At 42.2% G+C, this 25,996-nt stretch carries 26 protein-coding genes; 19 read left to right on the top strand and 7 right to left on the bottom strand.

The genetic code is table 11. The annotated features are described in order from the left end of the window. The first annotated feature begins 113 nt into the window (after window positions 1-113). The 6 genes from QZ995_RS12145 (at window position 114) to gatB (ending at window position 6,018) form a co-directional block, all read left to right on the top strand. Entirely contained in the window at window positions 114-803 is a 690-nt protein-coding gene (locus QZ995_RS12145) for a GNAT family N-acetyltransferase (RefSeq protein ID WP_301807109.1), read from the top strand. A 155-nt stretch (window positions 804-958) separates the two neighbouring features. After that, window positions 959-1,507 carry an RNA polymerase sigma factor gene (locus QZ995_RS12140; RefSeq protein ID WP_004432758.1) on the top strand — a complete coding sequence of 183 codons (549 nt, stop codon included), beginning with the start codon at window positions 959-961 and terminating at the stop codon, window positions 1,505-1,507. A gap of 205 nt (window positions 1,508-1,712) precedes the next feature. Then, window positions 1,713-2,582 carry a DegV family protein gene (locus QZ995_RS12135; protein ID WP_301807104.1) on the top strand — a complete coding sequence of 290 codons (870 nt, stop codon included), beginning with the start codon at window positions 1,713-1,715 and terminating at the stop codon, window positions 2,580-2,582. A gap of 205 nt (window positions 2,583-2,787) precedes the next feature. Then, entirely contained in the window at window positions 2,788-3,078 is a 291-nt protein-coding gene (gatC, locus tag QZ995_RS12130) for an Asp-tRNA(Asn)/Glu-tRNA(Gln) amidotransferase subunit GatC (RefSeq protein ID WP_003335653.1), read from the top strand. Between the two features lie 20 nt (window positions 3,079-3,098). Beyond that, window positions 3,099-4,577 (top strand): Asp-tRNA(Asn)/Glu-tRNA(Gln) amidotransferase subunit GatA, encoded by a 1,479-nt coding sequence (gene gatA, locus QZ995_RS12125; protein WP_301807091.1) that lies wholly within the window; start codon window positions 3,099-3,101, stop codon window positions 4,575-4,577. A 1-nt stretch (window position 4,578) separates the two neighbouring features. Continuing rightward, window positions 4,579-6,018, top strand: coding sequence for an Asp-tRNA(Asn)/Glu-tRNA(Gln) amidotransferase subunit GatB (gatB, locus tag QZ995_RS12120; protein WP_301807089.1), 1,440 nt, complete (start codon window positions 4,579-4,581; stop codon window positions 6,016-6,018). 71 nt (window positions 6,019-6,089) lie between these two features. On the opposite strand, the gene QZ995_RS12115 is transcribed toward gatB, so the two are convergent. Together QZ995_RS12115 and QZ995_RS12110 are read right to left on the bottom strand one after the other, a co-directional pair. Continuing rightward, window positions 6,090-6,911 (bottom strand): MFS transporter, encoded by an 822-nt coding sequence (locus tag QZ995_RS12115; RefSeq protein ID WP_301807087.1) that lies wholly within the window; start codon window positions 6,909-6,911, stop codon window positions 6,090-6,092. Beyond that, on the bottom strand, window positions 6,895-7,317 hold the full coding sequence (locus QZ995_RS12110; protein WP_301807084.1) for a hypothetical protein: 423 nt from the start codon (window positions 7,315-7,317) through the stop codon (window positions 6,895-6,897). Before QZ995_RS12110 ends, QZ995_RS12115 begins: the two co-directional genes overlap by 17 nt. Before the next feature lie 456 nt (window positions 7,318-7,773). Here QZ995_RS12110 and QZ995_RS12105 point away from each other — a divergent pair, with 456 nt between their 5' ends. The 11 genes from QZ995_RS12105 to QZ995_RS12055 all read left to right on the top strand — a co-directional run bounded on the left by QZ995_RS12105 (window position 7,774) and on the right by QZ995_RS12055 (window position 19,764). Further along, the gene (locus QZ995_RS12105) at window positions 7,774-8,457 is read left to right on the top strand and encodes an ABC transporter ATP-binding protein (protein ID WP_301807081.1); all 684 of its coding nucleotides are present in this window, start codon (window positions 7,774-7,776) and stop codon (window positions 8,455-8,457) included. 120 nt (window positions 8,458-8,577) lie between these two features. Next, the gene (locus tag QZ995_RS12100; protein ID WP_301807079.1) at window positions 8,578-10,044 is read left to right on the top strand and encodes an ABC transporter permease; all 1,467 of its coding nucleotides are present in this window, start codon (window positions 8,578-8,580) and stop codon (window positions 10,042-10,044) included. Between the two features lie 86 nt (window positions 10,045-10,130). Continuing rightward, a complete protein-coding gene (locus tag QZ995_RS12095; RefSeq protein WP_301807077.1) occupies window positions 10,131-11,648 on the top strand; it encodes an HlyD family efflux transporter periplasmic adaptor subunit in 1,518 nt (505 codons plus the stop codon). A 218-nt stretch (window positions 11,649-11,866) separates the two neighbouring features. Beyond that, the gene (locus tag QZ995_RS12090) at window positions 11,867-13,147 is read left to right on the top strand and encodes an SLC13 family permease (RefSeq protein ID WP_064017195.1); all 1,281 of its coding nucleotides are present in this window, start codon (window positions 11,867-11,869) and stop codon (window positions 13,145-13,147) included. Between the two features lie 243 nt (window positions 13,148-13,390). Further along, window positions 13,391-14,170 (top strand): ABC transporter permease, encoded by a 780-nt coding sequence (locus QZ995_RS12085; protein WP_301807071.1) that lies wholly within the window; start codon window positions 13,391-13,393, stop codon window positions 14,168-14,170. Between the two features lie 15 nt (window positions 14,171-14,185). Next, window positions 14,186-14,974, top strand: coding sequence for an ABC transporter permease (locus tag QZ995_RS12080; protein ID WP_301807069.1), 789 nt, complete (start codon window positions 14,186-14,188; stop codon window positions 14,972-14,974). 25 nt (window positions 14,975-14,999) lie between these two features. Continuing rightward, window positions 15,000-15,983 carry an ABC transporter ATP-binding protein gene (locus tag QZ995_RS12075; protein WP_301807067.1) on the top strand — a complete coding sequence of 328 codons (984 nt, stop codon included), beginning with the start codon at window positions 15,000-15,002 and terminating at the stop codon, window positions 15,981-15,983. 309 nt (window positions 15,984-16,292) lie between these two features. Next, on the top strand, window positions 16,293-16,637 hold the full coding sequence (locus QZ995_RS12070; RefSeq protein WP_031412049.1) for a hypothetical protein: 345 nt from the start codon (window positions 16,293-16,295) through the stop codon (window positions 16,635-16,637). Window positions 16,638-16,857: 220 nt separating this feature from the next. Beyond that, window positions 16,858-17,607: a sirohydrochlorin chelatase gene (locus tag QZ995_RS12065; RefSeq protein WP_301807064.1), complete on the top strand. Its 750-nt coding sequence runs from the start codon at window positions 16,858-16,860 to the stop codon at window positions 17,605-17,607. Window positions 17,608-17,852: 245 nt separating this feature from the next. After that, on the top strand, window positions 17,853-18,587 hold the full coding sequence (locus QZ995_RS12060) for an ABC transporter ATP-binding protein (RefSeq protein WP_031412046.1): 735 nt from the start codon (window positions 17,853-17,855) through the stop codon (window positions 18,585-18,587). After that, window positions 18,580-19,764: an ABC transporter permease gene (locus QZ995_RS12055; RefSeq protein WP_301807060.1), complete on the top strand. Its 1,185-nt coding sequence runs from the start codon at window positions 18,580-18,582 to the stop codon at window positions 19,762-19,764. The genes QZ995_RS12060 and QZ995_RS12055 overlap by 8 nt, the downstream gene beginning before the upstream one ends. 141 nt (window positions 19,765-19,905) lie before the next feature. On the opposite strand, the gene QZ995_RS12050 is transcribed toward QZ995_RS12055, so the two are convergent. Next, the gene (locus QZ995_RS12050; protein ID WP_301807058.1) at window positions 19,906-20,871 is read right to left on the bottom strand and encodes an ROK family glucokinase; all 966 of its coding nucleotides are present in this window, start codon (window positions 20,869-20,871) and stop codon (window positions 19,906-19,908) included. Between the two features lie 183 nt (window positions 20,872-21,054). On the opposite strand from QZ995_RS12050, the gene QZ995_RS12045 reads away from it, so the two are divergent. After that, window positions 21,055-21,945: a diacylglycerol kinase gene (locus QZ995_RS12045; protein WP_301807056.1), complete on the top strand. Its 891-nt coding sequence runs from the start codon at window positions 21,055-21,057 to the stop codon at window positions 21,943-21,945. Between the two features lie 34 nt (window positions 21,946-21,979). Then, on the top strand, window positions 21,980-23,620 hold the full coding sequence (gene rlmD, locus QZ995_RS12040) for a 23S rRNA (uracil(1939)-C(5))-methyltransferase RlmD (RefSeq protein ID WP_301807054.1): 1,641 nt from the start codon (window positions 21,980-21,982) through the stop codon (window positions 23,618-23,620). A gap of 155 nt (window positions 23,621-23,775) precedes the next feature. On the opposite strand, the gene QZ995_RS12035 is transcribed toward rlmD, so the two are convergent. Genes QZ995_RS12035 through QZ995_RS12020 form a run of 4 tightly spaced genes read right to left on the bottom strand, consistent with a single transcriptional unit; the run spans window position 23,776 to window position 25,886 of the window. Beyond that, window positions 23,776-23,931, bottom strand: coding sequence for a hypothetical protein (locus QZ995_RS12035; protein ID WP_301807051.1), 156 nt, complete (start codon window positions 23,929-23,931; stop codon window positions 23,776-23,778). 14 nt (window positions 23,932-23,945) lie between these two features. After that, the gene (locus QZ995_RS12030; protein WP_104031945.1) at window positions 23,946-24,245 is read right to left on the bottom strand and encodes a hypothetical protein; all 300 of its coding nucleotides are present in this window, start codon (window positions 24,243-24,245) and stop codon (window positions 23,946-23,948) included. Window positions 24,246-24,272: 27 nt separating this feature from the next. Next, window positions 24,273-24,695: a hypothetical protein gene (locus tag QZ995_RS12025; RefSeq protein WP_018673664.1), complete on the bottom strand. Its 423-nt coding sequence runs from the start codon at window positions 24,693-24,695 to the stop codon at window positions 24,273-24,275. A 45-nt stretch (window positions 24,696-24,740) separates the two neighbouring features. Continuing rightward, window positions 24,741-25,886: a tyrosine-type recombinase/integrase gene (locus QZ995_RS12020; RefSeq protein ID WP_104031944.1), complete on the bottom strand. Its 1,146-nt coding sequence runs from the start codon at window positions 25,884-25,886 to the stop codon at window positions 24,741-24,743. Window positions 25,887-25,996 lie beyond the last annotated feature (110 nt).

The following is a 25,996-nucleotide window of genomic DNA, read 5'->3' as shown; positions in this document are numbered from 1 at the left end:
GTTACATATATCATTTTGGCATTCAAGTAACAACACAAAATAGCAGGAACAGATTTCAGAGACGGAATCGACCAAATAAGATTACACATCGAGAAAAGGAGAGGTAATAAGCTATGAAGATCATTTGGCATGATATCAAGGACATTACGTCACCATTAATCCCACAGGCACTAGAATTGTACGAGCAAATGTTTACCGAAGATCTACGAGAGCCTAATGAGATATTGTTAAAAGGACTTACGGCTAAAGGGCCAACAGCACCAGATGCTTTTCATCTGTTAGTAGGAACCAATGAGAACCAACAAGTGGTGGCTGTTAGTACATTTCATTACCTAGCAGCATGGAATCTAGGGTTTATTGTATATATGATGGTGAATCCGGCTATTCAAAGCGGTGGTGTTGGTAGTAAAATGATGGATAAAATTGAGAAAATTCTGCAAGAGGATGCCCGCAAGCATGGTGCTGAACTGACTGGTTTTGTCCTGGAGACAGAGCGTGAAGAGGATGCACACGATGAGGAAGAACAGGTATTGACTCAGCGCCGATTGCGATTCTTTGGCCGAAATGGCTTGGTACCTGTGAAAGGTGTTCCTTACAAGCAGCCCCCGTTATGGGAGAATACAAAAGAGGTTCCGCTGCATTTACTAGTAAAATGGACAATGGATACAGATGGATTCTTACAAAAAGAATGGTATCGTTTTGTTCAAGATGTATATAAGGAAAAATACGGAAAAATAAATAACGTAAAAGCGGAAATTTTGCATGAAATGGAAGCCGAATTGCTTGCTAATCTTCAAGTTTAGCAAAATGCTACCATTAAATTAAGATAATCTTAAGGTTTGTGTAAGATTGATGAAAGAGTAACCATGTATCATTGTACATGTAGGGACGGCACGAGAGATTAGTTACGTTATCTTGCGTGCCTCCTCAACAACAATTAGGTGAAGTGGTGTTGAACATGGGTGTACCGATGCACGCTAAAACTCAGACAACTGAATACTATGAGGATCGCGAATTCCATGAATTGTATGATGAGTTTTTTGACCGCGTAAATCGTTATTTGCGTTGCCGCGTACATAATACCTGGGATGCCGACGATTTGACGACTGTTGTATTTATTAAGGCTCTGGAAAAATTCCAACAATATAGCCGTACAAGTCCGTTCGCCGGATGGATTTTTAGTATAGCCCATCATACATTTATTGATTTTTGTCGTAAAAAGAAAGAATTACCGATGGATCATACGGAGTTCTTTGAGAGCAGTATTGATAATACATGGAATCCGGAAGAACATGCTCTCTCAAATGAAGAGACGCTCCTTCTTCGTGAAACATTAGAAAAGCTGACACGCGACCAGCGTGATGTTTTGTCCTTGCGTTATTTCGGCGATCTTCGCATTGCACAAGTGGCTGACATCCTAGGAAAAACAGAAGCAAGCGTTAAAACAATTTCCCACCGTGGATTAAAAGAGTTACGTAAATTATATACAGGGAAAAAGCTGAAATAGGAGACTCATAGGTAGGGTCTTCTATTTTTTTATCAATTTTGCTTGGCTTGGGTAAAACTTTTCCTATAGAAGTTCCAGGGACTATCGGCTTTATCATCAGGCACTATTTTATGTTACAATAATTAAATATAAATCAAATCCGGCTTCTAGCGATAAACGTTACTCAAAGATGAATAGGGAGTGCCTCTCTAAGCATCATATATGAATGAAGAAAGTGGAGGGACTATCTTTGTCAGAAATTGCAATTATAACAGATAGCACCAGTTATATTCCAAAAGAGCTCCAAGATGAATTACACATTACAGTAGTGCCTCTGCAAGTGGTTTATGGAAACAAAGCGTATCGCGAAGAAGTAGAATTAACGGAGGCTGATTTTTACTCAAAGCTAAAAACGAGTGATCAGTTGCCGACGACATCTCAGCCACCTGTAGGCGAGTTTGTGGAAGCCTATATGAAATTATCCAAAACTCATAAGCGAGCAATTGCTATCCATATGTCTAGCGGCATTAGTGGAACCTATCAGGGAGCAGTAACAGCGACCACGATGGTTGATGATTTCCCTATTGATGTCATTGATTCTGAGATTACTACATATGCAATGGGGGCTGTTGTCGTAGAAGCAGCCAGAATGGCACAAGCTGGTAAACCGCGAGAAGAGATTCTTGAGCGTATCGAATATATACGTACGCAAATGAAAACATACTTTTTAGTTGAGGATTTAGATTTCTTGTACCGCGGAGGTCGCTTGTCAGCGGCTCAATTAATGCTGGGCAACATGCTTAAAATCAAGCCGATACTAACGTTTGAGAATAAAAAGATTGTTCCTTATCAAAAAGTCAGAACCCGTGCCAAAGCTAAGGCTGGGATCATGGAGTTATTTGAGGCAGAGGCCAAAGCAGGCAAACCTATGCAGCTTTCCATCATCCAAGCGCAGGTTCAAGAAGAAGCAGAGGAATGGAAGGCTTACATCGAAGCGACCTATCCGCACGTAACGGTTACAATAAGTCGTTTTGGACCAGTTATTGCCACACATGTGGGGCCTGGAGCCATAGGATTAACCTGGTATTATAAATAAGGATGTCATAATGCCGTTTTGCTGAAAGTAGAGCAAACGGCGTTTTTTTAACAGTTCGGAAACGTTCAAGGATAGTCGGAACCTCTTTCATGCTTTAATGATAAAAAGAAAAAATGGGAGGTCAAATTGACTAACCTTAGATTTTTCAAGTAATATCAATGTTATGTAGAAACGTACAACTAGGACATTTGGAGGTGGACAATAGATGAGTAGGATTTCCCGACAAGAAGTTGAGCACGTGGCTAAACTGGCTCGGCTACGTTTAACAGAGGAAGAAGCGGAACGCTACACGCGTGAATTAGATGCGATTTTAGACTTTGCTGCACAATTAAACGAATTGGATACGACCAATGTGAAGCCGACTAGTCATGCATTTGACGTACGTAACGTTATGCGCCCTGACGTAAACCGTCCTTCCGTATCCAATGCAGAGGCACTGCGCAATGCACCAGATCAAGAAGACGGACAGTTCAAGGTACCGGCTGTTTTTGAATAGGAGAGAAAGGGGGAGACATTGTGTCCCTATTTGATAAACGCTTAGCTGATATACATAGCGAGCTAAAAAAGAAAGAGCTATCTGTTACAGATTTGGCTAATGAATCGCTTGCACGTATCCGTGAAGTGGACAAGGATGTACAAGCGACTTTGCTCGTTGACGAGGAAGCTGCTCTTAGCCAAGCAAGAGCTTTGGATGAAAAGCTAGCTAAAGGAACGGAGGATCTCGGCCTCTTGTTCGGTCTACCGGCTGGTGTGAAGGATAATATCGTAACTAAAGGCTTACAAACAACATGCGCAAGCAAGCTGTTGTCTAACTATGATCCTATCTATGATGGAACCGTTAGTCAAAAGCTAAAGGAAGCTGACGCACTCGTATTTGCTAAATTAAACATGGATGAATTCGCGATGGGTGGTTCCAATGAAAACTCTGGTTTTTACCCAACCCGTAATCCGTGGAATTTAGAATATGTACCAGGCGGTTCTAGCGGCGGGTCTGCTGCTGCGATGGCTGCTCGCCAATTCTTCTTTACCCTTGGATCGGATACAGGTGGCTCTATTCGTCAACCGGCTGCTTTCTGCGGAGTGGTTGGTCTGAAGCCAACTTATGGACGTGTATCCCGTTATGGCTTGGTATCATATGCATCGTCATTAGATCAGATCGGACCGTTGACGAAGAATGTAGAGGATTCAGCGTTTGTGTTACAGGCCATTGCAGGACATGATTCATACGACTCCACCTCGGCTGATGTGGAAGTCCCTGATTATCTATCTGCTCTGACAGGTGATGTCAAAGGCTTGCGCATTGCGGTACCAAAAGAGTTGCTTGGAGAAGGAATTGATCCACAGGTTCGCGATGCGGTATTAGCAGCCTTGAAGCAATTGGAAAGCATGGGTGCAGTTTGGAGCGAGGTATCAATGCCGCACACAAAATATGCCGTGCCAGCTTATTACCTATTAGCTTCATCAGAGGCTTCTTCTAACTTAGCGCGCTTTGACGGTGTTCGTTATGGTGTACGCGCTGATAACGCAGAAAATCTATTGGATTTATATATGGAATCTCGTAGCCAAGGCTTTGGTGAAGAGGTCAAACGCCGCATTATGCTAGGGACATATGCCTTGTCTTCTGGTTACTATGATGCTTTTTACAAAAAGGCACAACAAGTGCGCACTTTGATTATCCAAGACTTTGAAGAAATCTTTGCGAACTTTGACATTGTGTTACATCCGGCTACTCCTTGCCCGGCTTTTAAACTTGGTGAGAAAATAAATGATCCGGTGCAAATGTTCTTAGAGGATATTTGTACGGTAACGGTTAACTTAGCTGGTCTCCCGGCTATTTCAGTTCCATGCGGATTCTCTGATAACGGGTTGCCAATTGGTTTGCAAATGATTGGGAAAGCCTTCGATGAATCCACGATTCTACGTGCGGCACATGCGTACGAGCAATCAACTAATCTGTTCCCAAACAAGCCACAATTGGGAAGGGAGGAAGTGTAACATGAGCCAAAAATTCGAAACGGTCATTGGTTTGGAGGTTCACGCTGAACTATCGACTAACAGTAAAATCTTCTGCGGTTGCAAAACGGAATTTGGTGCGCCGCCTAATACGCACACATGCCCTATTTGTTTAGGACATCCAGGTGTATTGCCAGTTTTGAATCAACAAGCATTAGAGTTTGCGATCAAGGCTTCCTTAGCAATTAACTGCGAAATTTCACGTGATACAAAATTCGACCGTAAAAATTATTTTTATCCTGATCTTCCTAAAGCATATCAAATCTCGCAGTTTGACCAACCAGTGGGTAAGAACGGTTGGATTGATATTGAAGTAAATGGCAAAACCAAGCGCATTCGCATCAATCGCCTTCATTTAGAAGAAGACGCTGGTAAATTGACACACTGCGAATACGGAAGCGGTACGATGATGGACTACAACCGTGTAGGTGTGCCGTTAGTAGAGATTGTTACAGAGCCAGACATTAGTTCTCCAGAAGAGGCAAAAGCTTATTTGGAGAAATTAAAAGCAATCATTCAATATACGGAAGTATCTGACGTAAAAATGGAGCAAGGCTCCCTTCGTTGTGATGCCAACGTATCAATTCGTCCTGTAGGAGAGACCAAATTAGGTACAAAAACGGAATTGAAGAATATGAACTCCTTCCGCAATGTACAGGCCGCCTTGGAATATGAAGTGAAACGTCAGGAAGAAGTAATCGAAAGCGGCGGAGAAATTAAGCAGGTAACGCTGCGCTGGGATGATGCGAATAAGAAAACCATCGTAATGCGTTCGAAAGAAGAAGCGCATGATTATCGTTATTTCCCGGACCCTGATCTGGTGAATGTTACGATTACTGACGAATGGATTGACCGTATAAAAGCCTCTATCCCTGAATTGCCAGATGCTCGTCGGGCACGCTATGTTGAGCAATACGGGCTGCCTGCATCTGACGCTGAAGTTATCACGATGACACGTGATTCAGCCGATTTCTTTGATGCCGCAGTAGCAACAGGTGCTGATCCAAAGACGGTTGCTAACTTTTTAATGGTAGATTTGTTTGGATATTTAAATGCAAACAATCTGGAGTTCTCAGACGTAAAAATGACGCCTGAGGGTTTAGGAGAAATGGTGAAGCTGATCGAAAAAGGAACCATTTCCATTAAAATTGCCAAGACAGTCTTTACAGAAATGTTGGAAACAGGCAAGGACCCAGCAACGATTGTTGAAGAAAAAGGATTGGTGCAAATTAGCGATGAGGGCGAGTTAAAACGCATTGTCGATGAAATCATTGCAGCTAATCAGCAATCGGTAGAAGATTACAAAGCGGGTAAGAAGCAGGCAATTGGCTTCTTAGTAGGGCAAGTCATGAAGCAGACCAAAGGAAAAGCTAATCCAGGTGTGGTCAATAAATTATTGGTAGAATCACTAGAAGCACTGTAAACAAAAAAAGCTCCTCTTCGCATCAGAAATTAGCAGGAGGAGCTTTTATATTTGATTGTTCTATGCTTTACTTATATCTTATGTGACTCGTTCAACTTTCCTAGCTCCATCTTAAATGCTCGGCGCAGGATGAATCCAAGTAACATGCTTGTAATAAGTATTCCCGAAGCTGCTATATATGCCGTAGCCGCACCATAGACCGCTACCACATTGGTTAGGATGAGTACCGATAAGCCGTAGCCTACGTATTCCACTGTGCTTTTGGCCGATAGAACGTTAGGCAAATAAAGAGAGTCTACGTTTCTCTGAAAGTAGGTTTGCTTGCTGACATATTGAATTTGCGTGGCAGGTCCCGAAAGAAATGACAGGAATAAGGCAATCCAGGCGTTATGCGTAACTCCTAATCCTAGAGTTACTAGGGCAGAAAATAGTCCAGCCCCTAATAAAAAAGAAAGAAAATAACGAGATACATGAGTCGCAATAACGACTAACAGCAGACCTCCAGCAATCATTCCGACAAAGTAACTGGCGTTGAGGTATCCCCACCATTCCTGACCTTTTCCTAGAACATCAGATACATAAAACAGCATGATAGCAGCTACATAGATGGCCCCTGCCAAGGATTCGAGAACATCCATACAAGTAAGTGTGAAGAGCGCGCGGGATTGGAGAATATAATTCCAGCCGCGAAGCAGTGCTTCTTTTTTGGAAGAGCTATCCGTACGCGTTGTTGCTTGAGAGATTGGATCATGTAAATAAGCCATACAAACTGTTGAAAGGATGAATAATCCAAGGCTAACAGCAAAAAGGTATGTGATTCCTAAAAAAGCTACGAGCATGCCGCCTAATGCCCAACCGACAAATTGGATGACCTGATCAGTGGTCGCAAACAAACTGTTTAATCGCAGCAGATGAACAGGCCGTGCGATCCGTCAGCAGGGCATTGCGTGCAGGAGTAGCCCAACCGTCCAAAAAGGAAATGAAAGACGCAAGACCTAAACTTAAAAGCAAAGACAAGGCCGACCATTGAGTTACAAAAACAAGCAGACCCAACAAGATTGTTTTGGCAAATTGAGATAAAAACAGCAGGATGGATAGGGAAAAGCAGCATTGCATAAGGGGCGCGAGAAAGCCGCTTACGGTTTGCGCTAGGATAATGGTAAGCGGTACAAAGCCGGTATAGACAGCAGAATGTGTCTTTTCAAAAACGAGGGTAAGCAGAGAGATAATATAAAAAACGTCTCCTGCGTTGGCAAGCATTTGGCCAACCCAAAGAAAGCGTACTTGTTTGGTAAGCATGTCAAAAAAACCTCTTTTCATGAGAAAGATAGACAGAGCTATTCTGCCTTCAACAAACGATATTTCCATTTGTTTTTTCTTTTTCTTGAAAAGGGCTTTACAATGGGATCGACTCCGTATCATGAATTTTCAAGCATTTCATACAGCGTAGCAATAAAAAGCAAACATGTCAAAGAATAAAATAGATATGTTGTAACAAACCCCTAAGAGCTTCGTCCTATTTATGGCTAGTTTTGTATAAACAATAAATTCCAGCATTTCTCAACAAAAATTTAGTAGAGTGCAAGAAAATAATGTTACTTTTTGGCCTACTAAAGCGTCTTTTCAAAGAGAAACTTTTTCCTGTACATACGTGGTCAAAACAACAATCTTTCTCTGTGGAGGATGGTGTTTTTTTGGATAAAGGAAAAATTATCTAAAATTTTAGGAAGAGGGAAGCTATGAGGTGAAGAGAAAGTGAGTAATAGCATTGGTGAATTAACGGTACGAGATGTCAATCATTTTTATAAGGCAGGCAAGCTTCAGGTTCCCGTTTTGCATGATATCAACCTGCATATTGGAAAAAGCGAATTTATTTCGTTATGCGGAACATCTGGTTCAGGGAAATCAACGCTTTTGAACCTGATGGCGGGGTTAACGCGTCCCGAGCAAGGAACCATTCATGTAAATGGGGAAGAAATTTCTAAGTTTAACGAGAATCAGCTATGTTTGTTTAGACGGCGTTGCTTAGGATTTGTCTTTCAATCGTTTAATCTCTTGCCTAATTTGACAGCAGTTGAAAATGTGGAACTGCCGCTTGTCTTTTCTGGAGTCAGTCCTCGTATGCGACGTAAAAAAGCGATAGAGATTTTAAACCGAGTAGGACTGGAAAATCGAGAGCACCACAAGCCGAATGAACTAAGTGGTGGTCAGCAGCAGCGTGTCAGTATTGCGAGGGCGCTGGTCAATGAACCGGGAATTGTGCTTGCGGATGAGCCAACCGGGAATCTGGATACAGCAACAGAGGAAGAGATTTTACAGCTCATGCGTCAAATGAATCGGGAAAGTGGTACAACCTTTGTGATTGTCACACATGATCAGGAGGTTGCAAGTCAATCTGATCGCACCATTTTTCTGCGGGATGGCTACATTCAGCAATAAAGGGGAAGCGGCTATACTCAGGCCTGCGGACGATGGCTAGCCTGAGCTTTCATGTAATAAGACAAGAATTTATATGCTCTTATCTGTTAAAAAGGCAAGGGGAAAAATGAGGTGTAATTTGTGAAACTGCTTGATTCGCTACGTATCGTATGGCGCAATCTTTGGCGTATGAAGCTACGGACGGTACTGACATCGGTTGGGGTTATGATTGGTACCGCTGCTATTGTGACCATGCTATCGTTAAGTATTGGCCTAAAAGAGAATGCGGTTAAAAGTCTAGAGAACTTCGGTAATTTAACTGAGCTTGAAGTGTATCCAGCTTGGTCGATGCCAGATGGAACCACCGAGAGAACGCCAGAGCAAATGAAACGCTTAGATAGTAAAAGTATACCGGAAATAAAGGCGATTCCTGGGATTGAGGCCGTTATGCCGCATAAATCTTTTAGGGGAGATGCCATTTTAAAGCTAGGCCGTCGAGAGGCAAGATATTTGGAAATCGTCGGGGTCGATCCACAGCAAGAAGGACCTGTGAGAACCAAGGAGCTGGAAAAGGGTGAGTATCTCACTGGGGCAAACAATGAAATTGTCATTTCCTACGAAGTACCCAGAAAAATGAGAGATGTGGAGAAGGATCGCCGAGAAGCTCGAAAACGCAATGCTAACCAGAATGGAAATAAAGCCAGATTCGATATGGAAGGCTCTAAGGAACCGGGAATCGTGGAAATGGTTGGAAAAACGGCGATATTAGAGCTGAGACGCGAATACACCGTCGATAACGAAACGAAGTATGAAAAGAAGGAAATACGTGTTCGTGTCGTCGGTCAGATGCAAAAGGATGAAAAGGGCTATCGTGGTGCCACTATTTATATTCCGATGAAGATGGCTAATGAATTGAACACCTGGATAGAACAAAAGAGGGAACAAAGCGATTATGAAATGGAAATGGGGATAAACAAACCGAACCGTTCCAAGAATCGCAATCAGAAACCGGCTGTGGAATATGATTCCATCAATGTAAAGGTAGGATCAAGAGAAGCAGTAGAGCAGGTGGTTAAGGATTTACAGCAAATCGGCTATGACAACTATTCGCCAGCACGTCGTCTTGCAGAACTAAATAAGTTTTTCTTTGTTATTCAATTAGTGCTTGGCGGTATAGCAGCTATCTCTTTATTAGTTGCCACGATTGGTATCGTAAACACCATGATCATGTCCATTCTGGAGCGAACCAAGGAAATAGGGATTATGAAGGTTATTGGTGCTACCGTGTATAATATTCGTTGGCTCTTTTTGATTGAATCGGGTTCAATCGGTTTAATAGGTGGGCTGACTGGTTTGGGTCTTGCTTATGGAGCTGTGGCGGTGATTAATTATCTGGGTAAAAACAGCGAGTTTTTAGATAACTTTGGCATGGGCATGGGAGGAGGTATGGGAGCAGAAGAAGAGGTAGCAGCACAAATTGCATTGGTACCACCTTCTCTTGCTATATTCGCCATCATTTTCTCAGTTGTAATCGGATTATTAGCGGGGATTCTTCCTGCCATCCGTGCATCCCGTCTAAGTCCATTGGAGGCTATTCGCTCTCAGTAACGTTACAGTGATTTTTGCTTTTGGTGACTGCTTTGGCAAAGAAAGATTTTTTAAATATAAACGGAAGAAATGTGGGGAATTAACGCATGGCTATGAAGAAAAAAGTGATTATTTCAGCCATCACCGTGCTCGTACTTGCGGGTGGAGGTTATGGAGGGTATAAATATTTTGCTCCGGCTACGGATGCATCACAGGAGGTTGTTGAACCACCTGCGCTTCAGACTGCAGCGGTAGACATGGGCGAAGTTAAGAAAACCGTGTATTCGACAGGTACAGTTGAAGCTACGGCTCGTCAGGAAGTGAAACCGGATGTCAGTGGTAAAGTAGAGAGTCTAGTGGTGAAGGAAGGCCAGCATGTTAAAAAGGGCGATTTGTTATTTACCATGGAGGCTACGGATACTGGCTTCGAAATAGAGAAACAAAAATTATCGATGGCTCGCATGGAGAAAGAGATAAAGGATTTGAAAGCTAGAAAAGACAGAATTGAAGCGAATGCCGGCGGGGTTGTCAAAGAGATATCGGTTAAACGCGGAGACAGTGTATCGCCTGAGACGGTCATTGCAAAGGTAAATGACCCCAATTATTTAAAGATTACAGGCTACTTCTCCCCTTATGAAGCGGAATTGCTGCGGGAAGGGCAAAAGGTGAAGGTATTTGTACCAAGCTCAATGACCTATGTAGATGGTGAAATCGACCGTATTGATATGGAAGGAACCAAGCAAGACAGAAAGATGGCTCAGCATGCTGTAGACGTCTTGGTCAAAAATTCTGGAGCCTTGTATGTAAATGACCTTGGCTCAGTTGAGTATACGGATGCCAAAGGCTTAAAATACGCAAGCCAGGGAAATACTCCTTTTACCAAAGCAGATGATATCGAAATTTTAGCAGGTACCACTGGTAAAGTTGGCGAGGTTCTGTTTAAAAAAGGAGACACCATTAAAAAGAATCAGCTCCTAGCGAAAATGGATAGAGAAGCAGATAAATCAGAGATCGAAGAGAAGGAATTAAATTGGAAGGAAGCCCAGCTTGGGATGGACCAAAAGATGCGTGACCTATCCAAGCGAAGAGTAGTTGCTCCAATTAGCGGAGAGATCACGAAATTGAATGTGAAGGTGGGAGAAGCGCTTGGCAGTGATCCTGCGGCAATCATTATGGACACCTCCTCTGTCACCTTTAAAGCAGCCGTGGATGAACTAGATTTCCCACAAGTGAAAGTCGGACAAAATGTTGATGTATTTATCACAGCCTTTGGAACAAAAGCATTTAAGGGTACGGTAACAGAACTGCCGAAAGAGGGAAGCAAGCAGGATAAATCGGTGCGTTTCGAAGTGAAAATCGCTGTTGAGGATAGCAGTCAACTGAAGCATGGCATGAGCGGTGATTGTGATATCTATATTCATAAGAAAGACAATGTCCTGCGTTTGCCGGTTAATGCTGTAGAAGTAATGGAGGAAGGCAAAGCTACGGTTATGGTTAAGGACCCAAGTGGAAATCCGGTGCCAAAAGACGTGGGAATAGGCATTGAGGGGGCAGAATACGTGGAGATTGTGAGCGGTTTGAAAGAGGGAGATGAAGTAGTGCTCACAAATGGAGAGGGTATGTAGATAGGTAACCCTCAATTTTAGAATGATCCTATAGAATGAGAAACTGGCCTGCAAAGTTCGTTTTTTCCTGTCTTGGAAAGAAAAAAACGGTGCTTTGCAGGATTTTTTTACCTATAAAACCTAGAGATTATAGTTGATATTAGGTAAAATGGATGACGGAATAAAAAAATGGACAAATCATTTAACAGAAGGTACAAGAATGCTTAGGGGAGGCAGATATGGAACAACAGGCAATCATTGCACTTGTAATCTTCTTGGTTACGTATGCCATTATCATTTCAGAGAAAATTCACCGCACCATTATTGCGATGGTGGGAGCGGTATGTATGGTTATGCTAGGAATTGTTAGCCAAGAAACCGCATTACACCATATTGATTTTAATACGCTTGGATTACTGATCGGAATGATGATTATTGTTGCGATTACTGCCAAGACAGGATTGTTTAAAGCTATTGCGATCTGGGCAGCTAAAAAGGCAAAGGGCAGCCCGCTGTATATTTTAATTGCGTTATCGCTCATTACTGCTGTAGGTTCTGCCTTTTTAGATAACGTAACTACCGTTTTATTGATGGTACCTGTTACGTTTAGCATTACGCGAAAATTAGAGGTATCTGCGTTTCCGTATCTGATGTCAGAAATCCTGATGTCAAATATCGGAGGCACAGCAACCATGATCGGTGATCCGCCTAACATCATGATTGGAAGTGCTGTCAAGGAGCTTTCTTTCGTGGCCTTTATCAATAATTTGACCCTTATCTCTATGTTTATCGCTGTGGTTACGATTGTAGTGCTTGCTTTTATGTTCCGCAAGCAACTGCATACAAAAGAAGAGCTGCGCCAAAAGCTTATGAAGCTGGATGCCGCTGCTGAGATTACAGACCGGACGTTATTAGTAAAATCATTGATCGTTTTAACACTGACGATCATTGGCTTCTTTTTACATCAAGTACTTCATCTTGAATCAGCAACAGTAGCTTTAGTCGGTGCCTTTTTATTGTTATTAATTACAGGCGAGCATTATTTAGAGGAAGCCTTGACTAAGGTCGAGTGGACAACCATCTTCTTTTTCGTAGGGTTATTTGTACTTGTTTCAGGACTTGTCGAGACCGGAATTATTGCATCTCTTGCACAGGAAGCGGTTAATCTAACAAAAGGAAACGTTACCGCAACGGCTTTGCTAATTCTGTGGCTGAGTGCCATTGCATCTGCTTTCGTGGATAATATTCCGTTTGTTGCAACTATGATTCCAATGATTCAGGAGATGGGGCGAATGGGTATAGACAACCTGGAACCCCTATGGTGGAGTCTGGCGCTAGGAGCATGCTTGGGTGGCAATGGTTCTCTAGTTGGAGCGAGTGCTAACCTGATCGTTGCCGGCATTGCGGCTAAGGAAGGAGAAAAGATAACATTCCTTGGCTTCCTGAAAATCGGTTTTCCACTTATGATTCTATCCATTGTGATTTCAACGCTGTATATTTACTTCCGCTATTTAATCTAGTATTTGACTTGAAGTTGTTAGATGAATGTACGGAAACGAATGCCTGCTTCGTCATAGACGAGGTAGGCATTTCTGTTGTTTCAACTAAATGGATGAGGAAAGGAATTTTTGCTGTAATAAAGTTTGGAATATCCAATGAAAATTTCTGAACTTTTTCCTTTACAAAGAAAGTAGATTTTGCTAATATGGAACTCTTGACTGATTTTTCAGAATAAAAATGCAGGTAGATAAAGGAGGGAGGCTATGGTTTATTATGTACTGGCTGTTAAAACCTACAAGGCAAGCATTCAGTATCGCATGGCTCATTTTATTAACACGCTAGGAAGCTGTATTTTCAGCTTTGTCATGATGGCGATTTGGACAGGTGTCATGAATGGAAAAGAAGCACTCAGTCCTCTTGCTTTACATGATGTTCTCTTTTATTTGGTTCTCACCCAATGTATGCTATGGATCACTACTTTTCTTACTCCAGGACTTTCTATACCTGAATGGGTTCGTACGGGACAAATCTCCCTGCATATCATGAAACCCATTCATTTTTATTTTTATACAGTGAGTCAGGAAATAGGCCGGGTTATTTATAATTTTTTCCATCGGTTTCTTCCGATTTATTTGATTCTTTCCTGTGTTGTTGGTTTTTATGTGCCTACGAAATTCATAACCTTAGTATGGTTTTTCTTATCGGCTTTCTGTGCGGTGGGGATTGGCCTTAATTTATATTTCATGGTGGGTATTTTAGCTTTTTGGAGTACCGAAGTAAAATGGGCTCACTATTTAAATCAGTCCTTCATGCTATTACTAGGTGGTCAAATGTTACCCTTGGAATTTTTCCCTCGTTCTTTTGAGATGATCCTATCTTACTTGCCTTATGCAGGTATCCTCTATTATCCAAGCATGATTCTACTAGAAAAGCAGGCTCCACAAGCTATCTTTATCCAGGCGGTGTGGGTTATTTTGCTGACCGTATGTAATATGATCTTGGCTAGATTCGCACAAAAACGCTTGGAAATCCAAGGCGGTTAGGAGGGAGAGCGAGCGATGCTGAGAATTTACGGACGTTTACTGCGAGCAAGTATCCGCTCACGGATGCAATATAAATGGAATTTCATTATTTCGAATGTGATGATAGGGCTCTTGCTTTTAGTCGATTTTTTGGGAATAACCGTATTATTATGGAAGTTTACTGACATCCAAGGGTGGACTCTCTATGAATTAGGGTTAATTTTTGGGTTTGCTAGCATTTCAGAGGCGTTGTTCCGAATGTTTGCTTGCGAAATTCATGAATTTGAAAAATACATATTACAGGGAGAATTCGATCAGTTATTAATTCGCCCCATCTCTCCATTGGTTTTGCTTTTAAGTCGCAATCTTGATATTGGCAGACTGGGACAATTAGGACAGGGTATGCTTGTCTGCGGCTACTCTTTTTTTCAACTGGTGAGGCATGGACAGGATATTACAGGGATCCTGATGTGGATGCCTATTATCATTATAGGGGGAGCGCTAATCTGTTTTTCTTTGTCGCTGATCGTAGCTACATTCAGCTTTTGGCTGGGAAGAATCAGTGATTTACAGGTTTTCTTATTTTATGCTCCCATGAATGCTTCTAAATATCCGATCAGCTTGTATACCGGATGGTTAAAAACATTGTTTTTTACATTGATGCCGATTGCGTTTGTTAACTATACCGCTCTTTCTTATTTACTAGACAAGGGAGGAAGCTGGATACAACTACTGGTTAGCCCGCTTATTGCCCTTGCTTTCCTTGGAGCGGCTATTTCCTTTTGGAATTTTGGTATCAGGCATTATCACAGCACAGGCAATTAATAGAGGAAGGAGTGGAGGAATGACGATGATTATAGCACGAGGAATTCATAAGCATTTTGAGCTGGCAAAGCCGAAAACGGGTCGTTTTTCCTCGATTCGCAGCCTTTTTTCACGGGAAAAACGAATTGTACATGCCGTTCATGATATTTCTTTTGAGATTGGCAAAGGAGAAGCGGTCGGCTACATTGGCCCAAACGGAGCAGGAAAATCTACAACCATTAAAATGCTTTGCGGCATTTTGCATCCTTCTTCCGGTGAAATCAGGGTTAGCGGTCTGCATCCGGAGCGTCAGCGTAGAAAGCTGGCTCATCAAATTGGCGTAGTATTTGGGCAACGTACCCAGCTATGGTGGGACTTGCCTGTCCGTGATTCTTTTGAAATTATCAAGGAAATGTACAAGGTTGAGGAGGCGGAGTATCGTTCGCGCTTATTGCAGTATGATGAGCTTTTACATATAGAAGAGTTTATTGATACACCTGTACGTAAACTATCTTTAGGGCAACGCATGAGAGCTGATCTGGTGGCTGCCTTGCTGCATAATCCGGATGTATTGTTTTTAGATGAACCGACAATCGGGCTGGATGTGGTTGCGAAAACCAATATTCGGACTTTTTTACAGCAGATCAATAAACAAGAGCAAAAAACGATTCTCCTCACCACACATGATATGGATGATATAGAATCTATTTGTTCGAGAGTGATGATTATCAACCATGGTACGATCATTTCAGACGGCAGTATCGAGCAATTGCGTGAACAGATTGGATTACCTAGCATGTTACAGGTTGAGTATAAGACAATTCCTCAACCATTCCCATTACCAGCGGGCGTTACCTATGAGCTGATTGATAAACAAGTAACGTTTCTTTACGACAAACGTTTGGTTACTTCTATAGATTTAATTACTAGCATAGGCAGATGGGGAGAAGTTGGTGATATATCCATGCATGAAGCTGAGGTGGAGGAGCTAATTCGGAAGGTATATGAGCGACCATTGACTGTCACCTAAGATGTCGGATTTATTTCCCAAGAAATGACACGCTTTGCTAAGGAGTCACTTGTGTGTCGGTTTACTCTGAAATCGAGTGTACAGGACGACAAGAATCAACACTGCTACTGCTTAGCAAGGCGAGAATGTAAATGTATGAATTTGGATGTAATACACTTCCTGCTAAAAAATTGCTCAAACTAGATATTATGAGATGAAAAGACGCTTGTAATGGGTTAAAAAGGAATGCACTAGTTTGTGGAAATAGTCACTCTATTCTATAATAAAGGATATAGGTCTGCGAGTATGCGAATAAAAGGGGAAGAGATAATGAAAATTCTGTCTGTTATAGGGGAAAGTGTGCCCGCTGGAAAAGGAGGCTCACCTGCTGACACCTTTGAACGATCAGTTGTCATTTATCAAGTAGGGACAGAAACGAAAACGCTTACTGTTACCTATGTCCGCTATTTCGAGAAACTTCTAGCCCAACAGGGAGTGTACGATCAAGAGAAGGAAGGAGTGCCTGTCAATCAAGTAGCAGCTACTCTTTTTTTAGAACAAAATCCTCAGGCCAAAGAATCACGCCACTATTTTAATGACGCTGAATCATTCACTAAGCTATTTGCAACGTTTTCTATAGAAAAGTGGAAAGAAAAATATTCATCATTAGTATGAGATGCCAAAATTCCGTCGATACAGAGTAGAAATAGACATATTTTTGACCAAAATATCACATTTTTGTGACAACGCGCGTTTATGACACTTGAATGATTGCAGTTCCCCTCGAATTTTTGCATAATAGAATTTGTATTATTTGATAACTATTCTTATTTAGCGGTTATATGATCTACAATCGCAAACAAGAAACGACATAGATAGAGGGGCGAAGCACGGAATGAAGCAAGTCGGAGTACTCATAATAGGTCATGGTTCCAGCAGTGCAGCATGGGTAGAGCTCGTGGATCAAGCAGTTGCTAGTTTAGACATCCGGGTACCTTACACCACCTGTTTTCTGGAAATGGTAGAAGGACGCCTCATTGAGGATGGTCTACGAGAACTTGAGGCTCGCGGTGTAGAAAAAGTCATTGCGATTCCCCTTTTTGTTGCAGAAGGCAGTACACATATTGATGAGATCGGCTATTTGTTAGGTGCTACCGATAATAAATTGGATGCTGATTGGGAAAGATTGCAAACAACAATGGAAATGATTTATTGCCCGCCAATGAACGATCACCCGTTTATTTTAGATATTTTAGAAGAACGGATTCGAGAGCTTTCCTCAGATCCGCAAGAAGAGATCCTGTTCCTGGTTGGACACGGAGCAGACGAAGGTGAAAATCATCGGAAGTGGGAAGAAGTATTACAGAGCATGACCAAGACTCTGAAGGAGCGCTTGAAATTCTCTGAGGCTACCTATGGAACTTTGCATCCGGACAATCTTCGTTCTCGGGCGGAGGAAGCAATCAATCAAGGCAGGACGATTGTGATTCCATTATTCTTAAGCGAGGGATATTTCACTAAGAAGGTCATCCCCTCCAATCTGGATGGCTTAAACTATGCCTACAGCGGTAAAACATACCTGCCGCATCCTTTTGTAGCGAAGTGGCTTCAAGAAGTTGTAGATGAACAGGTGCATAATGCGTAGCGGTTAGAATAATCTACAAGAAGGCTGATCAATAGAGGCCTTCTTTTTTCTTGTGTAAGGCAGTCGGAGAAACTTGCGGTAAAATAGAAGAAGTGAAGCAATAATCCCTGCAAGCTTTCATTGTATCTATTTATGAAAAAAATGTATAGTCACAAAGCAAAGGGATGCCTACATAAAATAAAAAAGCTGGGGAAACGAGCAGAATTAGGCAGAACCGCGTTTTTTTCAAGAAAGAGAGGGTATCTATGATTGAAGTACAGAATGTGACAAAAGCATTTAAAGATGTCGTTGCTGTCGACAGACTATCGCTTCTGTGTCGACCGGGAGAGGTACTGGGGCTTTTGGGGGAAAATGGAGCGGGTAAGACTACTACGATGCGCATGATGGCGACAATTTTGACTCCTACCAGCGGCGATATTATCATGGATGGTTATTCGGTTAAAACACATCCGATGGAAGTCCGCAAGCGTATTGGATTATTGTTTGGCGGAGATGTGGAGCTGTACGCTAGGCTGACAGCAAGGGAAAATATTCAATACATAGGAAAGCTGCATGGGCTGGACCAGAAGCTCTTAGATCAGCGGATTGAACAGGTTAGCAAGCAATTGGACATGAGTGAATTCTTGGATCGTCGTGTGGGGCCTTTTTCCCGCGGAATGCGGCAAAAGGTAGCGATTGCCAGATCGTTAGTGCATGATCCTAAGGTAATTTTATTTGACGAGCCTACCACAGGGTTAGATATTACAGCAGCTAGTGTATTTCGGCGATTAATTAAAGAATTACAGCAACAGAACAAAACGATTTTATTTTCCACGCATAACATGGGGGAAGTAGAGAAGCTATGCTCCAGAGTAACGATCATGCATAAAGGAAAGATGATTGTGGAGGGCACCATCTCGGATTTGCGCAAACGCTATGATCTGCAGGATATGGACGACATCTTTATGCGAGCGGTCGGAGGTGAGAAAGAAAATGAATAGACAGCATATCTGGATTGTCTTTCAAAAGGAAATGACCGACCTAATTCGGGACCGAAAAACGTGGATTGGAGCGTTAGTCATTCCTTTGGTGGTTGTTCCATTACTGGTCTTTCTAATGTCTTTTTCTATGAATGGGGTAGCCAAAGAGGCGCAATCCTTCGTGCCGCTGATTGTTAATGCAGATAGTCAGCATCCGCTTGTGAAAATCTTGCAAAAAAATGTTGGTGTAAAAATGATTCAGGTAGAAGACCCCCTAGCAGCAATTAAGAATGGTGATGCAAGAGCGTTCATTAGATTACCGGAGCATTTGCAGAGTAAGCTTCAAGCTGGTGAGTCTGTTGATATTACAGTTTGGTACGATCCTTCTAACCAAAAGTCTACTTATGCGAAAACGTTAATTGAAAAATCCATAAAAGAATATGAAAAAGAGGTTGTCTCCAAGCGTTTACAGCGTGTGGGCTTGACGATTGGGGCGATAGAGCCAATGCAAACCACATTTGAAAGCGTAGCAAGCGATGAGAAGGTGTCTGGAAGTATTTTATCCGGGGTTCTGATTATCCTTATGATTGCTTCGCTCATCTCTGGGGGCTTGCCAGCCGCAACAGATTTAATTGCAGGAGAGAAGGAACGAGGTACACTGGAGACATTGATAAGTGCCCCGATAACAGCTAATAGCGTGTTAACAGCGAAGCTATTTACCGTCATGATTATGAGTGGCGTCAGCTCGTTGGCTTCGGTGCTTAGTGTATCGGTAATTTTTTCGTTTATCCCCATTAATCACGATGCGGGAGGACTCTCCTTGCAATTTTTCACCACTAGCTCGCTCATCGTGTTGTTTGTGGTGCTAATATTGCTGGCAGCTATGTTTGCCGGCGTCATGCTAAGCATTAGTTCCTTTGCCAAATCCTTTAAGGAAGCACAGACATACATGACACCACTCGTCTTGGTAGGATTAGTACCGGCTTACCTGATGATGCCTCTTAATCCGATTGATATTCCATATGCGTACTATTTGCTGCCGATCTTTAATGGAGTGGCGATTTTTAAAGAGATTTTCTATGGTGAGCTTCAACCCATGCATGCTCTTCTAGTAATGTTCACCTCGCTTGTCTATGTAATCATAGCGATTAAAGTGGCAGCGAAGTTCTTTAAACGGGAGAATTTATTAGTGAAATAAAAAATAGCTTGGCTCTTAGTAGGAGCCAAGCTTGTATAATAGTTATAACCGATCAGCAGAACTGACATAATCACAGAATCAGGATAACGATTCTAACAGTCATCTTCATCTACTAGCTATTGATAGAAATCACTACTGGATTTACTTGGATTCCCCTTGCTTTACTAGCCAGCCAGCCCCAATCACACCGGCGTCATTACCCAGTGTAGCCGGCAGGATTTCGCATGAATCCGCGGCAATTTTCCATGTGTAGGAATCAAAAGACTTACGGATCAGCGAAAATAGAGCGTCACCTGCTGCAGATACACCGCCACCGATTACAATTTTGGCAGGGTTCAGCAGGTTGGCTATGTGCGAAAGGCCAAATCCGGTATAAAACGCGGCCTGGTCAATAACCTCCTGAGCTGCTAAATCTCCTTCTGCGGCTGCATCAAATGCATCTTTGGCAGTTAAGGAGCCTTTCTCTGCTAGCTGTTTGGCTAAATGCGCACTGCGACCTTCCTTCGCCGCTGTCTCTATCCCTAAAATAATGGCTGTTGCTGAACCATACCGCTCCATGCAGCCCCTTTTACCGCAATTGCATAGCGGGCCATCCGGGTTAACAGTTACGTGACCGATTTCGCCTCCTACTCCTTTTACACCATGGACGATCTTGCCGTCAATAATGATTCCGCCGCCAATACCTGTGCCGAGTGTAATAGCAACCAGGTTATCGGTCCCTTGTCCCGCACCGCGCCACATCTCACCGAGAGCGGCTGCATTGGCGTCGTTTTCTACATATGTGGGCAAACCAGTCAAAGCTTCTGTTTTAGCCTTCAACGCAGTATCCTTAAGACCCAGATTCACCGCTTCATATACAAAGCCCGTGTCTGTATCTACCGGGCCAGGCACACCGATGCCAATTCCATAGGCTTCTTCTTTGGTGAAACCCTGCTCAGCCATCAGTCGGTCAATTGTATTTGTCATCTGCTGGATAATAGCATCTTCTCCCTCAGAAACAGGAGTAGGAATTTGTGTTTTTGTAATAATTTCCCCATTCGGATCTAATAAAGCTATCTTAATCGTGGTTCCCCCGATATCTACTCCTACAATCATACGCTTCGTCAAACTGCATACACCCCTCGTACAAGTCGTCTTTTCACTAATAGTACCATGAGCAGAGCGGATAAAATAGGCAAAATCATGTGACAAGCCGCATAATGATTCCCAAAAATGGTCATACAGGATATGATGGGTATGGTATCATGATAAAATTCAAAAATATATACGTAACGGAAGAAGGGGACGCGAGTGAAGAGAGCACGTCTAATCTATAATCCGACCTCAGGGCGTGAAGCTGTTCGCCGTCAGTTGCCAGAGATTTTAGAGACGCTGGAAAGGGCCGGATATGAAACGTCTTGTCATGCTACCAAGGGGGAAGGAGACGCTACCAGAGAGGCTGCCCGAGCCGTTTCCAGACAGTTTGACCTTGTTATCGCAGCCGGTGGGGACGGTACTATTTATGAAGTAATCAATGGCATGGCGGAAAAGAAAAATAGACCTAAGCTGGGGATTATTCCTGCTGGTACAACTAACGATTTTGCCAGAGCCTTAGGTATACCAAGATCGTTAAAAAAAGCAAGTCAAATCATCGCAGCCGGTCACACCCAAAAAATAGACGTTGGCAAAATGAACGACCGTTATTTCATTAATATAGCTGGCGGTGGAACACTAACCGAACTAACCTACGAAGTGCCGAGCAAATTAAAAACCGTGGTGGGACAGCTTGCCTACTATTTAAAAGGGATAGAAAAGCTTCCGTTTATCACGCCGACACATATTCGCATCGAGACACGTAATCAGGTCATGGTCGATGAGGAAGTTATGCTTTTTCTTATTTCGAATAGCAATTCTGTAGGTGGCTTTGAGAAGATAGCCCCTGCAGCCAGCCTTTCAGATGGAAAGCTCGATTGCATCGTCTTAAAGAAGGCAACCTTGCCGGAAATCGTACGTATCGTTACCATGGCCATCAAAGGGGACCACATTAAAGACCCTCATGTTTTATATTTTCAAGCGGATTATATCAAAGCAACAGCCAAGGACAAACAACAGGTACTTCTAAATCTGGATGGAGAATTGGGTGGAGAATTACCGTGTGAGTGCTACACCCTTGCCAATCATTTTGAGATTTTTGTACCATGACATAGATTTATGCTTATTAAAGGAGCTAGACAGAGTGAGAAAATCAGGAACAGGAAAACTGCAACGCGGCAATAAACAGAGAAAACAAACGAATCGATCAAAGGAGCAACAGTCTAAGAATTATCCTGTGCAGCTAGAGCAGGTGGTGGACATAGAGATAACCGGTCTGAACCATGAAGCGGAAGGGGTAGGCAGATATAACGGCTACACCTTATTTGTGAAAGGGGCATTGCCTGGGGAAACCGTCAAGGCAAAGGTCGTTCATGCCAAAAAAAGCTTTGGCTATGCTCAATTGCTCGAAATAACGGCTGCAAGCCAGCATCGAGCGGAGCCACCCTGTCTGGTCTACGATCGTTGCGGCGGCTGTTCCTTACAGCACCTCGTATATCGTGAGCAACTGCGACACAAGCAGCAGATCGTCATGGATAACCTGCGCCGAATTGGCGGGTTCTCTATCGAGGGTGAGCAGCAGAAGAGCTTGGTGGGAAAAGTAGCAGCAGAGGCTGCAGCTAGTGGACAAAGCGTGGCAACAAATATCGTATCCAGTAAAGCGGCTACAGCAGAAGGAATGGCGAATGGCGAAGCTTCGTTTTCTGAAAAAGCTTCCTCTCCTTCAGCAGCGGCTACATCACATAACGATGAACCAGCAAAGACTGTGAAGGTACTTCCTACCCTCGGAATGACAGACCCGTGGCGGTATCGTAATAAGGCACAGGTGCCGATTGGAGAGGAAAACGGTGCGCTTATCGGCGGCTTCTATGCTGAAAAATCGCATGATATTATCGATATCAACGAATGCCTGATCCAGCATCAAGCCAACGATGAAGTGGTAGCCACGGTGAAGCGGATCGCAGAGCGCCTGGGAATTGAGCCATACAACGAGGTAAAGCACACAGGCTTATTGCGCCATGTCGTAGCAAAAGTAGGTGCCAAAACAGGAGACCTCATGGTAGTGCTTATCACGACAGAGGCGTTTCTGCCAGAAAGAGAACAGCTCATCCAGCTCATCCGTGCAGAATTACCAGGAGTCAAAAGCATTGTTCAAAACGTAAACGAGCGAAAAACCAACGTAATTTTCGGAGATCAAACCTTCACGTTGTGGGGCGATGACGTTATTTACGATTATATTGGACCAATTAAGTTCGCGATCTCGGCCCGCTCCTTTTATCAGGTGAACCCCGAACAGACAGATGTGCTGTACAGCAAAACGCTGGAATACGCAGGGCTAGAAGGAAATGAGACCGTAATTGATGCATATTGCGGTATCGGAACGATCTCGCTGTTCCTAGCTCAAAAGGCCAAGCGCGTGTACGGTGTAGAAATTGTACCAGAGGCCATTGCTGATGCGAAAAAAAATGCGGAGCTAAATGGTTTGGACAACGTCAGCTTTGAAGTCGGACCCGCCGAGGTTGTGATTCCGAATTGGCGCAAGCAAGGGATTGTGGCTGATGTGATAGTCGTTGACCCGCCGCGTAAAGGCTGCGACGAGGCCTTATTAACAACCATTTTGCAAATGCAACCGAAGAAAGTGGTATATGTGTCCTGTAACCCGTCTACGTTGGCGCGGGATTTGAAGGTGTTAGCGGAGAAGTATGAGGTTGTAGAAGTGCAGCCGGTGGATATGTTTCCGCATACAGGGCATGTGGAGAGTGTGGCTTTGCTTAACCGTAAATAAATGGCGAAAACCCTTGGGATACAAGGGTTTTTTGTTTTGATTATTTGGTAGGATAGGGAGAATGACCACATTTTGACCACAGAAGCTTTACATATATAGTTTTTTAGCATGTAGATTTGCAGTTAAAAGAATTTTATAAGTTGGGCATCTATTACCTATGTCCCATCTTTTAACATAGGAGCACTAGTTGCTAACATCTCCGAGAAAATCTTTCCTGAAGATTCTATCATACGAAATTTTTCACCTTTAATAATTTCATATGTTTCAACTTCAGTCCACTTTCCATCGCGTATTACTTTAACTGTATTCATTAGGGGACACTCCTTTAAATTTTTTGTTCAAATGTAGGTTTGTTATCTTCATCTAAAAACTCCCAAACTGCATCTTCTAAATCTAGTTTTTCTAAAACATCTTGTCGTTTCTCATAAAGAAAATCATCTTCCAAAAGTACAGATTGGTATCGTAATAAACATTCCTTCGCTCTTTGATGAACTTCTAAATCAGAAAGTTGTTTTATATCAAAATTCCGAATGAAATCATCAAACGCAAAAATTATTGCCTCTGTTGCTCCGAAAAAATCTAGATCCATCATTAACTCGATAAAAATTGCTTGTTCACGATTCATTGTAGAATCAACTCCTTCCAATAACTTTCAAAGAGAGAAATCAATATCATCATCGTCATATTGATCAATTAATCCTTCTTGAGTAGCGTCTTCCACAATTTTTGTTACTAAGGAATCTTCTATAAAACGTTTTACTTTTTCTATATTGCGTTCTTCATCATAGGGAGTAGCCCAACTAATTACATTTCCTATTGAGTCTAGTATCGTTAACATATATTTTTGGAATATATTATAATCCGCGTTACATTCACTTTTTATGTCTAGCTCCCAGATCAATTGCTTTATTGCGGCCAGTCTAATATCTGAGTTCCAATGATTTTTCTCATCTCCTTGAATTAATATGGAAAGGGTTACTCCGTTTTCATTTCCAGAGCATCTGATATCGAAGGGCTTATTAATATCAAACCCATGTTCAGAAATTGTTGAAAGAAATTTTACTCTATTGCTCATTTAATTACCTCCATCATTATTTAATTAGTAGAAAATCAGTAATGTTTAAAACTCAATGAGCTTTTTTAATTTCATGGCTTCTTCAAATCTTCTAGCTGTCTGCTCTTGCATATCCCTAGTGACATGACTATAAACATTCATTGTCATGGAGGCATCAGAATGACCAAGACGCTCAGATACGATTTTTACATGTTCACCCAACTGTAAAAGGATTGTTGCATGAGTATGTCGTAAATCATGAAATCTAATCTTAGTAACATTACTTTTCTTTATTAGTCTTCTAAAATTATCTGTTAGGCTTCTTGGATGAATAGGAACTCCTAACTCATTTGCAATGACTAGACCAAGATCGTCATAGATTTCTCCGACTTTAGTTATATGATGTTGTTGTAATTCTTTATGGACTTGAAGTTCTTTTACCAAGGATTCAGGAATGGATACGAGACGATTAGAGCGACCTGTTTTTGGCTCCCAAAAATGAAATTCACCCCCTTTCGAATAATAGAGATTTTGGCAAACACTGAGTTTTCCATTTGTTAAATCAATATCTTTCCAACGTAAAGCTAGAACCTCACCTCTACGTAATCCTGTATAGATGGCAATGAGATAAATCATGTAAAAGTTATGATTTTTTTCTTCTTTGGCTATACTTAGAAAGCGATTAATTTCTTCAATTGACCACACTGCCTTTTCTTTTTTTCGTATGGTAGGTGGATCAACCAAATCAAAAATATTAGATTGAATATTCTGTATCCTAATCTGATACTTCATAAAACTTCGCATAATTGCATGTAAGTATGTGATGTACTCCGGAGTAAGGTTTTCATCTTGAAGTCTTTTATAGTATTTTTGGATGTGTACTGGTTTTAACTCTCCTAATTTAACATGTCCAAATGCAGGGATTAGGCGTTTTAAAATAGCTTTTGAATAGTTTTCATAGGTGGATAAACGTAAAGTAGCTTTTAACTGATAGTCTAACCATTCGAGCATAAGGTCAGATATCGCTTTTTTGGATGGTTCTATGTAATTATTTCTTCCAATAAGGGTAATTAATTCAGCACATGCTTTTTCAGCTTCCTTTTTTGTTTTGAAACCGCCTTTTGTTTTTTGCTCTCTGGAGCCATCTGGTTTTCTTCCTATATCTACAGTGAACGACCATGTGTTACCACGTTTTCTAAAGTATCCTTTCATACGATTGAGTTACCAGATTGCATATTGAGCCAAGAAAAGAATGAGTCTCTAGCAACTCGTTTGCATCGACCTATACGAATAAGAGGGAAGTTATTTCGCTCCATGATCTC

Source organism: Brevibacillus laterosporus (assembly GCF_030489605.1).
GTDB classification, from domain to species: Bacteria; Bacillota; Bacilli; order Brevibacillales; family Brevibacillaceae; genus Brevibacillus_B; species Brevibacillus_B laterosporus_E.
Note: the sequence above shows the minus strand (reverse complement) of the source record. Positions and strands in the feature narration are given on the sequence as shown.